The sequence below is a fragment of the Simplicispira hankyongi genome, from assembly GCF_003570885.1.
GTDB lineage: Bacteria > Pseudomonadota > Gammaproteobacteria > Burkholderiales > Burkholderiaceae_C > Simplicispira > Simplicispira hankyongi.
In genome coordinates, this window is record NZ_QXJC01000001.1 from 599,049 (window position 1) to 613,151 (window position 14,103).

A 14,103-nucleotide genomic window follows, 5' to 3' on the forward strand; every position below is an offset into this window, starting at 1 on the left:
GGCGTAAACCGGAGGTTCGCTCCATGAACTTCCGCTCCCGCGACCGGGAAGAGCCCGAGATCAACCTGATCCCCTTTATCGACGTGCTGCTGGTGATTCTCATCTTCATGATGCTGACCACCACCTACAGCAAGTTCACCGAGCTGCAGCTCACGCTGCCGGTGGCCGACGCCGAGCAGATGCGCGACCGCCCCAAGGAGATCATCGTCTCCGTGGCCGCCGACGGCCGCTATGCAGTCAACAAGAGCACTCTGGAAGGCCGCAGCGTGGACGACATGACCGCGGCCCTGCGCGCCGCCGCAACGGCCGGGCCGCAAAGCATCGTCATCATCAGCGCCGATGCCATGTCGCCGCACCAGTCCGTCATCACCGTGATGGAGGCCGCGCGCCGGGCAGGCCTCTCGCAGATCACCTTCGCCACGCAATCTGCCGCCAGCGCCGCTCCGGCGCAGCACTGACATGCAGCGCGTCTGGGCCCGCCGCGGTGCTGCGAGCCGGGCGCTGTGGCCCCTGTCGCTGCTCTACCGCGCCCTCGTTGCCCTGCGCCGGTACCTGTACCGCATTGGCTGGCTGCACAGTGCGCGGCTGCCCGTTCCCGTCATCGTCGTCGGTAACGTGGTGGCTGGCGGTGCGGGCAAGACGCCGGTGGTGATGGCGCTGGTGCAGCACCTGCAATCGCGCGGCATGCATCCGGGGGTGATCTCGCGCGGCTATGGCCGCCGCAGCCGAGGCGTGCACCATGTGCAGGCTGACAGCGCAGTCAGCGAAGTGGGCGACGAGCCCGCCCTGATCGCCCGCCGCTGTGCCGTGCCCGTCGTGGTGGCTGAGCAGCGCAGCGCTGCCGGACTCGCCCTGCTGGCACGCCACCCGCAGACCGATGTGATCGTCTGCGACGACGGCCTGCAGCACCTGGCGCTGGCGCGCGACCTGGAAATTTGCGTCTTTGGCGCGCAGGGCGTGGGCAACGGCTGGCCGATGCCGGCGGGGCCGCTGCGCGAGCACTGGCCACGCGCGGTGGATTTCGTGGTGTATGCGGGAAGCCCGCCGCCCTCCTCTGGCGCCCTCTCCTTTCCCATTGAGCGCCAGTTGGGCGACGCGGCCATCACGGCCAATGGCCAGCGCGTGCCTTTGTCGAGTCTTGCAGGCGAGGCGCTGCTCGCCGTCGCCGGGACGGCCCGCCCGGAAGACTTTTTTGCCATGTTGCGCGCGCACGGTGTGCCGCTGCAGCAGACACTGGCACTGCCAGATCACTTTGATTTCAATAGCTGGAAACCTAATACAGACAAGCGCCAGAGGCTTATTTGCACCGAAAAAGATGCCGTGAAACTCTGGCCCCGCTTTCCCGACGCGCTGGCCGTGCCGCTGGAAGTGCGCCTGGACCCCGGATTTTTTGCCGCACTGGACAAGCGCCTGGCCCAACTGGGCTCGCTATCATCGTCCCTCCGGTCGCCCTCTTGACCACCACTTCGCTTTTGCCGCACGCCGCCATGGAACCCCGTCTGCTCGAACTGCTCGTCTGCCCCGTCACCAAGGGCCCGCTTACCTACGACCGTGAGCGACAGGAACTCGTCTCGCGCAGTGCCCGTCTGGCTTACCCGGTGCGCGACGGCATTCCCATCCTGCTGGAGGCCGAAGCGCGCACGCTCAGCGACGAGGAACTTGAGGCGTGAGCACAGCGCCTGAGCCCACCGCCGGGGTGAGCAGCGCGGCATTCCAGGGCGCAGCGGTACGCTTTACCGTGCTGATCCCGGCGCGTATGGCGTCGAGCCGGCTGCCAGACAAACCCCTGGCCGACATCGCCGGCCTGCCCATGGTGGTCCGCGTGGCGCAGCGGGCCGCGCAGAGCGGCGCATTGCGCACCGTGGTGGCGGCCGACGACGCACGCATCCTGCGCGCCTGCACCGAGCACGGCGTCGAGGCCATTGCCACGCGCGCCGACCACGCCAGCGGCAGCGACCGCCTGGCGGAGGCCTGCGCAGCGCTGGGACTGGAGGGCGACGACCTGGTCGTCAACGTCCAAGGCGACGAACCGCTGATGGACCCGCAGCTGGTGCACTCGGTCGCTGCCATGCTGGCGGCCCAGCCTGCTGCCAGCATGGCGACCGCCGCCCACGCCATCGCTTCGCTGGAGGATTTTCACAACCCCAACATCGTCAAACTGGTACTGGATGCCCACGGCTGCGCGAGCTATTTCAGCCGCGCGCCCATCCCTTGCGCACGCGACTTGCGCGGTACCGAGTGGTGGAACGGCGCGGCAGAGCGGGCGCAGCCACGCCTGGGCAGCCTGGCGGGATTCACGCCACTGCGCCACATCGGCATCTACAGCTACCGGGCCGCCTTCCTGCGCAGCTTTCCCACGCTTGCACAGGCGCCTACCGAAGCCATTGAACAACTGGAGCAACTGCGCGCCCTCTGGCACGGCCACCGCATTGCGGTGCACCTGGCAGAGCAGGCACCCGGCCCAGGCGTGGACACGCCTGAAGACCTGGAGCGCGTGCGCGCCCTTTTTGCCTGAGTCGGCCCCGTAAGCAAGAGCGCGGGAAGCGCGTGCTATCCTCGTTTGCTGACGTGCACGCTGGCAGAGGGACAAAGGAACGACGTGTGCAAAGTCACCCGCTAACACCAACCAAGAGGACCCCATGAAACTCATATTGCTGGGCGCCCCCGGTGCCGGAAAGGGCACACAGGCCGCGTTCATCTGCCAAAAGTACGCCATTCCGCAAATTTCGACTGGCGACATGCTGCGCGCCGCTGTCAAGGCTGGCACGCCGCTGGGTCTCAAGGCCAAGGCCGTCATGGATTCTGGCGCGCTGGTGAGCGATGACATCATCATTGGCCTGGTGAAAGAGCGCATCGCCCAGGCCGATTGCGCCAATGGGTTTCTGTTCGATGGCTTTCCCCGCACCATCGTACAGGCCGACGCCATGAAGGACGCGGGCGTCAAGCTCGACTATGTGCTGGAAATCGACGTTCCGTTTGACGCCATCATCGAACGCATGAGCGGGCGCCGCTCGCACCCTGCCAGCGGCCGCACCTACCACGTCAAATTCAATCCCCCCAAGGTGGCCGACACCGACGACGAGACGGGTGAGCCACTCATTCAGCGCGAGGACGACAAGGAAGACACGGTCAAGAAGCGCCTGGAGGTCTACAGCGCCCAGACGCGGCCGCTGGTCGACTACTACGCTGGCTGGGCCGAACGTGACCCGGCAAGCGCCCCCAAATACCGCTCCATCAGCGGCACCGGCAGCGTGGAAGACATCACCGCCCGTGCGCTCCAGGCACTGGCCAACTGACGCCGCCGACCCCGGCAGCGCCAGCAGACAAAGCGCCCAGCGATGGGCGCTTTTTTTTTTGCGTCGCCCGTCCCGCCCGAAGCTGTACGCAGCTCACTGGGCCTGCATCAGCTCCAGCATCAGCGAAATGCGCGCCTTCACCGGCGAAAGCCCACCAGTCAGTGGCAAGCCATGGCCAGGCGTGCCTACGATCTGGCCGAACGGGCAACGGCTCCCCACACGCACCTGCACCCCTTCCTGCTGCGCCCGCTGCAAAGCGGCCTCAAGTCGGTAGTGCAAGCTTCCATTGCCCGTCGCTGCGACCACCAGGCCGCGCACCCCTGCCCGCACCAGAGCGTCCACCTGTGCCCCACTGGCGCCCGCGTGACTAAGGACAATTTCAACCCATGGCCAGGCAGCCCCCTCCTTGGGCACGGAGAAAGCGGGCTTGTCCACCTCCCCGGCACTGGGCCAAGGGTGTGCCAGGCGCAGGTGACCTTCTTCCATCCAGCCCACCGGTCCGACATCGCCTGAGCCCAGAGCGTCCAACCGGTAAGGGTGAAGTTTTTGCACATGGCGCGGCAGGTGCACTGCGCCCGCGCTCACCACACTCACACCGGCAGCACGGGCGCCGCAGGCCAGCGCCAACGCATCGCGCAGGTTCTGCGGACCATCAGGCGAGAGCGCCGTCGCAGGCCGCATGGCACAGGTCAGCACCACCGGCTTGCGCGCCTCCAAGGTGCAGGCCAGGAACCAGGCCGTCTCCTCCAAGGTGTCCGTCCCATGCGTAATGACAATGCCTTGAATCGCCTCATCCGCGAGGTGCACCACACACCTGCGGTGCAACGCGGTCCAGAGCTCGAAATCGACATTTTTGCTGTCAATCTGCGCCACTTGCTCTGCGTCCAGGTCCATTTCCGGCGGCAAGGCAAGGTGCCCAAGCCCCCCCAGCAAGGCCTGCACTGACCGTTCACCCGCCTGGTAGCCAACGTTGTCACCAGGCTGCACAGCGCTCCCGGCAATCGTGCCGCCAGTACCCAACACCATGATTTTTTGTCTCGCCACTTGCATCTCCCGAAAAACTGTTTAAAAATACAGGTACTGAAGCTTCATACAGGCCTGCTTTGCGCAGTACGACCATGTTCAACGGCCCCCGTCTTACCCCCAGACAGCAACAAATTCTGGATCTGATCCAGACTGCCATTGCGCAATCCGGCGCGCCCCCAACGCGCGCCGAAATTGCCACAGCCCTGGGCTTCAAGTCGGCCAACGCGGCAGAAGAGCATCTTCAGGCGCTGGCTCGCAAAGGCGTTATCGAACTGATCAGCGGCACGTCGCGCGGCATCCGGCTGCGCAGCGAGGCGGTACGCAACATCAACGCCGCGCGCGGCACCCAATTCAGCCTTCCCATTCCCGGACTCACCCAGCTTGCGCTGCCCCTGGTAGGGCGCGTGGCGGCAGGCTCTCCCATTCTCGCGCAGGAACACATCGAACAGACCTGGTGCGTCGAGAGCAGCCTGTTCGAGCACAAACCCGACTACTTGCTCAAGGTGCGCGGCATGTCCATGCGCGACGTGGGCATCATGGATGGCGATCTGCTCGCGGTTCGGCAAACACGCGAGGCACGCAACGGCCAGATCATCGTGGCCCGCATCGGTGACGAGGTAACCGTCAAGCGCCTGCGGCGCACGGCACACGCAATTGAGTTGCTGCCCGAGAACCCGGACTTTCCCGTCATCGTCGTCCAGCCAGGTGAGCCCTTCGAGATTGAAGGCCTGGCTGTCGGCCTGATCCGCAACACCATGTTGAACTGACCCTTTTCTATGCGCCGCAGGTGGCGGGCGCTTGGCGGGGCAGGAGCCTCACCATCCCTGCGATGCATAGCTACGTCAATCCTGCCTGTGTTCATCCATTTTCATGGGAGCTTCACATGCACAGTCTTCTGGCTCGCGCCTCACAACTGACTTTGTCCTTTTTTTCTGCGCGCCAATGGCTCGGCACAGCCGGGCGCCACATGCCCGCACGTCCCCGTCCCGCACACGATTTCCCGCACACGCGTGGTTTCACCCCCAACCATAGAACCGGATGTGCAGCGCAATCCGAGCAGCCGCCCGAGAGACATGCATGCAGCGCTGCGTCAGGCATGCTGAAAACTCACCCGGCGCGACCCGTGCGCGTACTGCGCATGCGTGAGGGCACTACAGAGCGGCTGGCCATCGTGGGCCGCATGGCCGACGTATGTGCGGAACTTGACCGCCTGGCTGCGCGCGAACGCCTTTGTTGACGAGAAGGCAAGGGGAAGTCTGCAAGGCACAATCGGGCGATGAATATCGTGATTCTCGACGACTATCAGGATGCGGTTCGCAAGCTCCACTGCGCAGCCCGCCTCGATGCCCACTCCGCCAAGGTGTACACCAACACCGTCAAGGGCGTTGGTCAGCTGTCAGTGCGACTGAAAGATGCGGACATCATTGTCCTGATCCGCGAGCGCACGCACATCACACGCCAGTTGGTCGAGAAACTTCCCCGCCTGAAAATGATTGCGCAGACCGGCAAGGTCGGCAACCATATCGACGTGGGGTCCTGCACGGAGCACGGCATTGCAATCTCCGAAGGCGTCGGGTCTCCCGTGGCGCCAGCCGAGCTCACTTGGGGGCTGGTGCTCGCGGCCATGCGCCGCCTGCCGCAGTACATCTCCAACCTCAAGCACGGCGCCTGGCAGCAGTCAGGACTCAAGGCTGCCTCCATGCCGGCCAACTTCGGCGTTGGCAGCGTCCTGCGCGGCAAAACCCTGGGCATCTGGGGGTACGGTCGCATTGGTCAAATCGTGGCCGGATACGGCCGTGCCTTCGGGATGAACGTGCGCATCTGGGGCAGCGAGGCGTCACGTGCGCAAGCACTGACCGACGGCTACCAGGTGGCCATCACGCAGCAAGATTTCTTTTCCCAATGCGACGTTGTTTCACTGCATTTGCGGCTTACCCCGGAAACCCGCCACTTGATCACCCTCGAAACTCTGTCCTATATGAAGCCCACTGCTTTGCTGGTCAATACTTCACGGGCTGAATTGATTGAGGCCGATGCCCTGTTGGCAGCACTCAACCGGGGCCGTCCCGGCATGGCCGCGATCGATGTTTTCGAAAGCGAGCCCATTTTGCAAGGACACGCGCTGCTTCGCCTGGAAAACTGCATTTGCACACCCCACATCGGCTATGTGGAGCTGGACAATTACGAGCTGTATTTTGGCTCCGCTTTCGACAACGTGCTCAATTTCATACGCGGCACACCTACCAATATCGTCAACCCAGGAGCGCTTCAGGTTCGACGGTAACGCAAGCCCGTACGCGGCTGGAAATTAAAAAGGCTTCCCGAGGGAAGCCTTTTTTGGGTTCAGGCACAAGGCCTGAAAACAGGACCTTAGTTCAGCGGGTTTTTCTTGCCATCGATGTAGTGGTACAACGTGATGGCGGGAGTCTGCATTTCGCCATTCTTCGTAAAGGCGATCGTGGCGGTCACGCCCTTGTAGTTGGACTTCGCCAGTTCTTTCACGTACACCTTGGGGTCCACTGAGTTGGCACGCTTCATAGCGTCGACCAGCAGCATCGTGGCGTCGTAGGTGTAGGGGCTGTACACTTGGAACTCGCCTGGGTACTTGGCGTCATAGCGCTCCTTCCACGCCTTGCCGCCAGGCATCTTGGCGAGCGACGAACCACCTTCAGCACAGACCACGTTGTTCAGCGTCTTGGCGCCGGCTGCGAGCTGGGCGAGTGCAGCGGTGCAAACGCCGTCGCCGCCAAAGTACTTCACGTCAGCCATCCCCAGCTGCTCCATCTGGCGCAGCATCGGGCCGGCTTGTGGGTCCATACCGCCGAAGAAGATGGCGTCCGGCTTCTTGGCCTTGATGGCGGTCAAAATCGCCATGAAATCCGTCGCCTTGTCGGTCGTGAACTGCTGATCAACCTGCTTCATGCCCAGGCCCGCTGCGGTCTTGGCAAACACGTCTGCCACGCCTTGGCCGTAGGCCGTGCGGTCGTCGATCACGGCAAAAGACTTGAGCTTGAGCGTATCGTGGGCATAGTGCGCCAAGCCTGCGCCAAGGGCGTTGTCGTTCGCGATGATGCGGAACGTGGTGTCATAGCCGGGCTTGGTCAGGCTGGGGTTGGTGGCAGCACCCGTCACCATGGGAATGCCGCAGTCGTGGTACACCTTGGATGCGGGAATGGTCGTGCCCGAGTTCAGGTGACCCACCACACCGGCAACCTTGGAGTCGCACAGCTTCTGGGCAGCTGCCGTACCTTGCTTGGGATCCGCTGCGTCATCTTCGGCCTGCAGTTCAAACTTGATTTTCTTGCCGCCGATGGTCACACCCTTGGCATTCAAGTCCTCAATGGCCATGCGCGCGCCATTTTCGTTGTCCTTGCCGTAGTGGGCTTGCGCACCCGACACCGGGGCGACGTGACCAATCGTGACCACTTGCTCCTGGGCCAGAGCCATGCCGGCAACAGCTGCAAACGCTGCGGCTACGGTCAGTTTCAACTTCAATTGCATAGGAATCTCCAGTAAAGATTAAACGCTGAGCATCTTTTTGTGTCTCAACGCCGAAGAAGATAACGCATATTCATGCCCAGCGGCACTAGGGAACACGCGCAAATCAGCGCAGCGCGATGCGCAAAAGCTGTCCTTATGCTGGCGGCGTTCCTACCCCTGCCGCGAGCTCGTCAGCGACTGCTTCGTACACCGCCTGACGAACTACCGCCTCGATCTCTTCGCGCAGGCGAGGGACGATGGAGCGGGTTTGCTCTTCCACCACTGCGGCAATGGCACCGCGAAGGCGAATATCGAGCGATACGTCCACACGTTGCATCACCCGGTGCACCAACAGCTCCTCAAAATCCTTGCTCAGCACCGAATGCACAGGTTCGGGCGGCGGCACCTGGGTAGCCGACCCTTTGGAAGGCGCGCTGGAGTGCGCCCTGGGCGTTGGTGCATCCGGCCGCAATGCTGCGGCACCAGGGACAGCTGGACGGCTCACAGCCGACGGCGCATGAAGCCCAGCCATCGACCCGGTCGATGGCGATGGCGATGGCGATGGCGATGGCGATGGCGATGGCGATGGCGATGGCGATGGCAATGGCGACGATGGCGATGGCCCGGCCCGCTCGGCAGCGGCATCCTGCACCACCTCGGTCAGGGTGGGTACAAATCGGGGCGGCACTCTTGGAACGGAAGGTTCTGGCATCACACCCCCTGCGCTAGATCGTGGCGCACCAGCGCGTAGCCACGTTGCACATAATGTCTCCAGCGCACGCGGGCGGCAGCACGGTCTGCCTCATCGTCGGCGACCACCACTTCAATCAGTCGCTCGAAGCTGCCAAACCCTGGCGGGACGCCGCCTTCCAGGTTCAGCAGCACCTGCCTGTGCGGCAGCTCACACGCATCGTCATGCGCCAACACGATGGGAGAGGCCTGCAGCAACTCTGGAGCATCCCCCAGCCTGCAGTGCGCAACAAAATCCTGCGGCGCCATGTTCCACAGCATGGCGTCGAGCGGGTCCATCAACGCCAGCGGCGTCCGGATCACCAAGCGCTGGCCCTGGCGCAGCAACTTTCGCGCTACACGGCAGGCGTATGTCACCTTGTCCGGTGCATTGAAGTGAAACGCAATCTCGGTCATGTACCAGAGATCTTGGCGGCGCGGGCAGGTCGCGGCGCCTTCTTGGCCCGACCGCGTGGCACGTTCTCAGAAGAGGCGGCATCTGGTTGTGCACGCGCAAGCAGCCAATTCACCAGCAAGCCCACCGGCCTGCCCGTCGCGCCTTTGGCCGTCCCACTCTTCCAGGCCGTGCCCGCAATATCCAGGTGCGCCCACGGCACCTCGCCCACAAACGACTGGAGAAACTTGGCAGCAGTAATCGAACCTGCCGGTCGCCCGGCCACATTGGCAAGATCGGCAAAATTGCTCTTGAGTCCTTCGGCATATTCATCGTCCAGCGGCAGGCGCCAGGCCAGATCGCCAGCACCTTCGCCAGCGGCGAGCAATGCCTGGGCCAGCGCCTCGTCTGAGGCAAACAGCCCGCTGCGCACGCCGCCCAGCGCGATGACACAGGCGCCGGTCAGGGTCGCGATGTCCACGATGACGGCCGGCTTGTGGCGCATGCCATAGCACAGAGCGTCGCACAGCACCAGCCTGCCTTCGGCATCGGTGTTGAGCACTTCGATGGTCTGTCCGCTCATGCTTGTCACCACATCGCCAGGCTTGACCGAGCGGCCGTCCGGCATGTTTTCACAGGCGGGGATCAGGCCCACGACATTGATGGCAGGCTGCAACTGCGCCAGCGCTCGAAAAACGCCCAGAACACTGGCCGCGCCACACATGTCGAACTTCATCTCATCCATTTCGGGCGCCGGCTTGATGGAGATGCCGCCGGTGTCAAACGTAATGCCTTTGCCTACGAGCACCACGGGCGCCTGCGAGCGGGCCGCGCCCGTGTAGCGCAGCTCGATAAAGCGAAGCGGCTCTTCAGATCCGCGCGCCACCGCGAGGAACGCCCCCATCTTCAGACGGCTCACTTCGGCAGGCCCCATCACCTTGCAGGCGATGCCGGGTTGCTTGGCAAGCGCCTTGGCCGCGTCGGCCAGCATGCGCGGCGTGGCATGGTTGGCCGGTCGGTTGCCCCATTCGCGCGCCAGTTCCACCCCGAGCGCCACCGCCACGCTGGATGCGAAGGCCTGTGCCACGGCGGTTGGTTCGCGCACGCCCACCACCACGCGTGACAGCGAAGACGCTTCTCCCTTGGGCTTCGTGAGCGTATAGACATAGGACACGTGCGCAGCACCTTGCACGGCGGCGGAGACTGCCGCCGCATTGGCCTCTGCGGCAAAGCAGATCGCAACCCGCTTGGTGCCGGGTGACCGAAAAGCGGCTGCGGCGCCCGCAAGTGCCTGGCGCACGCCACGGGCATCTCCCAAGCCAATCCCGGCAAAAAGAACCCGACGGGCGGCAATGCCCGCACTCTGGTAAAAGCTCAGCAGCTTTCCCGGCTTGGGATCAAAGTCCTTGTGCTTGATCGCCTCACCAATGAGGGCAGAAAGCGGATCGGTGCCAGCGACAAAATCCTGCCCGACAAGCACCACCAGTTGGTCGCATTTTTCGGCCGCAGCTGCCCGCAGGTCCATGGTTTTGAGATCAAAGTTCATAATCGCCTCTTTACATTGCGTCCATGTTATTCGATTCATCACTGCGCAAGGAGTTGGCCCGCAGCTTTGGCGCCACCCTGGTAGTCCTGGTCACGGTGGTCATGACCATGATCCTGATCCGTACCCTGGGGCAGGCCTCCAGAGGCAACGTCAGCCCGTCTGATGTCATGCTCGTCATGGGGTACACGGTCCTCGGCCAACTCCCCACCATTCTCTGTCTCAGCCTGTTTGTTGCCACCATCGGCAGCCTCTCGCGCATGTACCGAGACAGCGAGATGGTGATCTGGTTTTCCAGCGGCCGTGGCCTTGCCAGTCTGCTGCCCGCGTTGCTGCGTTTCGCCTGGCCGGCAATGCTGGGCGTGGCCGTGTTGTCGCTGCTCGCCTGGCCCTGGGCCAACCGGCAAGTTCAGGAGCTGCGCACGCAGTACGAACAGCGCGGCGACGTGGACCGGATTGCGCCGGGTGAATTTCAGGAATCCGCCAGCGGCAAGCGGGTCTTTTTCATTGACAAGGACAGCCCTGAGCCCAACACGGCCAGCAATGTCTTCATCGCCGCGAACGAGCACGGCACGCAGGCCGTGACATCGGCGCTCAGCGCGCACATCGAAATGCGCGGGGCAGACCGCTTTGCACTGCTGAGCAATGGGCAGCGCCTGGAAACCAGCACTGACAAGCCGGAAATCAAACTGAGCGAGTTCAAGTTGTACGGCACCCGTGTCGGCTCGGCCAAGGCTGGGCTGGGTGACGATGGCGCTGCCAAGACGCGCAGCACCCGCGAGCTTCTGGCGCAGAGCGCGCCCACATTCCAGGCCGAACTGGCATGGCGTGTGGGCCTGCCGTTCACCGCCTTCAACCTGGTGGTGCTTGGCCTGGGGCTGGCGAGCGTCAATCCCCGTGCCAGCCGCAGCGGCAATCTGCTATTTGCCTTGTTTGCCTTTGTTGTTTACTACAACTTCATGACGCTTGGGCAGAGTTGGGTCGAATCCGGGCGCTTTGGCCTGTTGCCCTACGTCGGCATGCTGCACGGCGGCGTGCTGGTGTTTGCGCTTGCCCTCATCGGCATTCGCCACAACCGCTGGTCATGGACCACACTGTGGCGCAGGAGGGCCGCATGAAGACCATTCGCCGCATGGTTCACCGCGAAGTGCTCGCTGCCGTGGCTCTGGTGACGCTCGGGTTTCTGGCGCTGTTCTTCTTCTTTGACCTGATCGATGAGCTGCGTTCGGTGGGCCGCATGCCCGATACCTATCCGGTCTCCCAGGCCGTGCTGTATGTGCTGCTCGGCATACCGACCCATTTGTACGAACTGCTACCGATCACGGTGCTGATCGGGACGATTTTCGTGATGGCGCGTTTTGCGCAAAGCTCTGAATTCACCATTTTGCGCACCAGCGGCCTCGGCCCAGGGCGTGCACTGGGCATGCTGCTGATGCTGGGCAGTGCATTCGTGATGGTGACCTTTGCCCTGGGCGACTATGTGGCGCCAGCGAGTGACCGCGCAGCGCAGGTGCTCAAGTCCAGAGGGCTTGCGCGCCTGACCACTGGCGGCACCGGCGCCTGGCTCAAGGAGCGCCAGGGAGACGATTCGGTCGCCGTGAACATTCGGACCATTCGCTCGGACGGCCTGATGGAAGGCATTCGCATTTATCGCTTCGACGCCCATAGCCGCCTTGTATCGCAAACCCTGGCTGAGTCTGCAAAGCTTGCAAGCGACGGGGAGGCGTGGCAGCTCAAGCAGGTGCACAGCAATACCTTTTTGCGAGATGCCGACGGTGAAACACAGAGCGCAGAGCGCCTTGAACTTGCCGAACTGCGCTGGCCTACGCGGATCACAGCCGACATGGTCTCGGCTGCAGTCCTCCAACCCGATCACATGGCAACCGTGGATCTCTTTCAATACATTCGCCACCTGGAGGCCAACGGCCAATCGGCACAACGCTACGAAATCGAGTTCTGGCGCAAGGTGTTCTACCCCTTGAGCTGCCTGGTGATGGTGGTGCTGGCCCTGCCTTTTGCCTACCTGCACTTTCGCGCGGGTTCGACCACCGGCTATGTGTTTGGCGGCGTGATGGCGGGTATCAGCTTCTTCCTGCTCAACAACGTGTTCGGTTTTGCCGGCACCCTGCAAAACTGGTCGCCTTGGCTCACGGCGGCGGCGCCAGGCCTTATTTACACCTTCGCCTCACTGGCCGCCTTCGGCTGGCTGGTGCTGCGGCGCTGACGGGCAGGCACGCCATGCACCACCCCGTTGGAATCGTCCTGTTTGCCCACGGGTCGCGCGATGCCGGCTGGCGCGCGCCTATTGAAGCGGTGCGAGCCGAAATTGAGCGCAGCCGGCCAGACGTCGAGGTACGCTGTGCCTACCTGGAGCTGTGCGAGCCCGACCTGGCGCAGGCAAGCCGCAGTTTGCACGCGGCCGGCGTGCGCACGCTGACCATCGTGCCCATGTTTCTGGGCACCGGGCGGCACGCGCGGGACGACCTGCCCCTGTTGGTCGCCGACCTGCGCGCACAGCACCCCGACATGTCCATCGAGGTGCAAGAGGCGGTCGGCGAGAACCCTCGCATGACGGCGCTGATGGCCGAAATTGCCTGTGGTGGCCCTCCGATCTAGTGTCGTACACACGGGATCAGACGCGATCCATATTGCATAATGATTGGCTTCTTTAGCCAAGATTCAATATGAACCTGCACCAATTTCGCTTTGTTCAGGAAGCCGCTCGCCGCAACCTGAACCTCACCGAGGCGGCGAAAGCGCTGCACACCTCGCAGCCCGGGGTGTCCAAGGCGATCATCGAACTCGAAGGCGAACTCGGCATTGATATCTTCGCGCGCCACGGCAAGCGCTTGAAGCGCATCACCGAACCGGGCCAGCATGTCCTCAAGAGCATCGAGCTCATCATGCGCGAAGTCGGCAACTTGAAGCGCATCGGTGAGCAGTACAGCGCCCAGGACAACGGCACCTTCAGCATTGCCACCACGCACACACAGGCGCGCTACGTGCTGCCGCCGGCCGTCGCGAAACTGCGCGAGGCCTACCCCAAGGTGAACATCAGCCTGCACCAGGCCACGCCCGACCAGGTGGCCCGTATGGTGATCGACGAGGTGGCCGAAATCGGCGTGGCCACCGAATCCCTGGTCGATTACCCAGAACTCGTCACCCTCCCCTGCTACGAATGGCAGCATGTGCTGGTCATGCCGCACGGCCATCCGCTGGCGCAAAAGGAGCGCATTGGCCTGGACGACATCGCCCACGAGCCGCTCATTACCTACCACCCATCGTTTACCGGCCGCACCAAGATCGACCAGGCCTTTGCCACGCGCCGGCTGCAGCCGAACGTGGTGCTGGAAGCGATCGATTCGGACGTCATCAAGACCTACGTGCGCCTGGGCCTGGGCCTGGGCATCGTGGCGGAAATGGCCATGCGGGACGATCCGGTAGGCGACCTGCTGGTGCGCCCGGCCGGCCATTTGTTTGGCCAGAGCGTGGCGCGCGTGGCGTTCAAGCGCGGCGCCTACCTGCGCAATTTTGTGTACCGTTTTGCCGAACTGCTGAGCGACCGCCTGGGCCGCGATCTCGTCATGCGCGCCATGACCGGGCAAGTAAACGACTACGAGCTTTGAACCTAGAAA

At 63.4% G+C, this 14,103-nt stretch carries 17 protein-coding genes; 12 read left to right on the forward strand and 5 right to left on the reverse strand.

Going from position 1 to position 14,103, the window contains the following annotated elements:
• Window positions 1–23 precede the first annotated feature (23 nt).
• From D3F03_RS02625 to adk, 5 genes are all read left to right on the forward strand, one after another.
• Window positions 24–458 (forward strand): ExbD/TolR family protein, encoded by a 435-nt coding sequence (locus D3F03_RS02625; RefSeq protein ID WP_119107794.1) that lies wholly within the window; start codon window positions 24–26, stop codon window positions 456–458.
• A gap of 1 nt (window position 459) precedes the next feature.
• Window positions 460–1,458 (forward strand): tetraacyldisaccharide 4'-kinase, encoded by a 999-nt coding sequence (lpxK, locus tag D3F03_RS02630; protein ID WP_119107795.1) that lies wholly within the window; start codon window positions 460–462, stop codon window positions 1,456–1,458.
• Between the two features lie 29 nt (window positions 1,459–1,487).
• Window positions 1,488–1,670, forward strand: coding sequence for a Trm112 family protein (locus tag D3F03_RS02635; protein WP_119107796.1), 183 nt, complete (start codon window positions 1,488–1,490; stop codon window positions 1,668–1,670).
• A 26-nt stretch (window positions 1,671–1,696) separates the two neighbouring features.
• On the forward strand, window positions 1,697–2,515 hold the full coding sequence (gene kdsB / locus D3F03_RS02640) for a 3-deoxy-manno-octulosonate cytidylyltransferase (protein WP_281271415.1): 819 nt from the start codon (window positions 1,697–1,699) through the stop codon (window positions 2,513–2,515).
• Window positions 2,516–2,639: 124 nt separating this feature from the next.
• Entirely contained in the window at window positions 2,640–3,296 is a 657-nt protein-coding gene (gene adk, locus D3F03_RS02645) for an adenylate kinase (RefSeq protein WP_119107797.1), read from the forward strand.
• A gap of 93 nt (window positions 3,297–3,389) precedes the next feature.
• On the opposite strand, the gene D3F03_RS02650 is transcribed toward adk, so the two are convergent.
• Complete coding sequence (locus D3F03_RS02650) at window positions 3,390–4,346, reverse strand: asparaginase (RefSeq protein ID WP_119107798.1); 957 nt, start codon at window positions 4,344–4,346, stop codon at window positions 3,390–3,392.
• 68 nt (window positions 4,347–4,414) lie between these two features.
• Here D3F03_RS02650 and lexA point away from each other — a divergent pair, with 68 nt between their 5' ends.
• The 3 genes from lexA (at window position 4,415) to D3F03_RS02660 (ending at window position 6,606) form a co-directional block, all read left to right on the forward strand.
• Complete coding sequence (lexA, locus tag D3F03_RS02655; RefSeq protein WP_119107799.1) at window positions 4,415–5,089, forward strand: transcriptional repressor LexA; 675 nt, start codon at window positions 4,415–4,417, stop codon at window positions 5,087–5,089.
• Window positions 5,090–5,418: 329 nt separating this feature from the next.
• On the forward strand, window positions 5,419–5,559 hold the full coding sequence (locus D3F03_RS17205; protein ID WP_158606127.1) for a hypothetical protein: 141 nt from the start codon (window positions 5,419–5,421) through the stop codon (window positions 5,557–5,559).
• A gap of 39 nt (window positions 5,560–5,598) precedes the next feature.
• Window positions 5,599–6,606 carry a D-2-hydroxyacid dehydrogenase family protein gene (locus tag D3F03_RS02660; RefSeq protein WP_119107800.1) on the forward strand — a complete coding sequence of 336 codons (1,008 nt, stop codon included), beginning with the start codon at window positions 5,599–5,601 and terminating at the stop codon, window positions 6,604–6,606.
• Window positions 6,607–6,692: 86 nt separating this feature from the next.
• Here D3F03_RS02660 and D3F03_RS02665 read toward each other — a convergent pair whose 3' ends face one another.
• From D3F03_RS02665 to D3F03_RS02685, 4 genes are all read right to left on the reverse strand, one after another.
• Window positions 6,693–7,823: a branched-chain amino acid ABC transporter substrate-binding protein gene (locus D3F03_RS02665; protein WP_119107801.1), complete on the reverse strand. Its 1,131-nt coding sequence runs from the start codon at window positions 7,821–7,823 to the stop codon at window positions 6,693–6,695.
• Window positions 7,824–7,956: 133 nt separating this feature from the next.
• Window positions 7,957–8,208, reverse strand: coding sequence for a hypothetical protein (locus tag D3F03_RS17365; RefSeq protein ID WP_245960475.1), 252 nt, complete (start codon window positions 8,206–8,208; stop codon window positions 7,957–7,959).
• A 305-nt stretch (window positions 8,209–8,513) separates the two neighbouring features.
• Window positions 8,514–8,948 (reverse strand): DNA polymerase III subunit chi, encoded by a 435-nt coding sequence (locus D3F03_RS02680; RefSeq protein ID WP_119107803.1) that lies wholly within the window; start codon window positions 8,946–8,948, stop codon window positions 8,514–8,516.
• Window positions 8,945–10,471, reverse strand: a complete 1,527-nt coding sequence (locus tag D3F03_RS02685; protein ID WP_119107804.1) for a leucyl aminopeptidase — start codon at window positions 10,469–10,471, stop codon at window positions 8,945–8,947. Before D3F03_RS02685 ends, D3F03_RS02680 begins: the two co-directional genes overlap by 4 nt.
• 23 nt (window positions 10,472–10,494) lie before the next feature.
• On the opposite strand from D3F03_RS02685, the gene lptF reads away from it, so the two are divergent.
• The 4 genes from lptF (at window position 10,495) to D3F03_RS02705 (ending at window position 14,094) form a co-directional block, all read left to right on the forward strand.
• A complete protein-coding gene (gene lptF / locus D3F03_RS02690) occupies window positions 10,495–11,586 on the forward strand; it encodes an LPS export ABC transporter permease LptF (protein ID WP_119107805.1) in 1,092 nt (363 codons plus the stop codon).
• Complete coding sequence (lptG, locus tag D3F03_RS02695) at window positions 11,583–12,692, forward strand: LPS export ABC transporter permease LptG (RefSeq protein ID WP_119108531.1); 1,110 nt, start codon at window positions 11,583–11,585, stop codon at window positions 12,690–12,692. The genes lptF and lptG overlap by 4 nt, the downstream gene beginning before the upstream one ends.
• 14 nt (window positions 12,693–12,706) lie before the next feature.
• Entirely contained in the window at window positions 12,707–13,084 is a 378-nt protein-coding gene (locus D3F03_RS02700; RefSeq protein ID WP_119107806.1) for a sirohydrochlorin chelatase, read from the forward strand.
• Between the two features lie 68 nt (window positions 13,085–13,152).
• Entirely contained in the window at window positions 13,153–14,094 is a 942-nt protein-coding gene (locus D3F03_RS02705; RefSeq protein WP_119107807.1) for a CysB family HTH-type transcriptional regulator, read from the forward strand.
• Window positions 14,095–14,103: the final 9 nt, after the last annotated feature.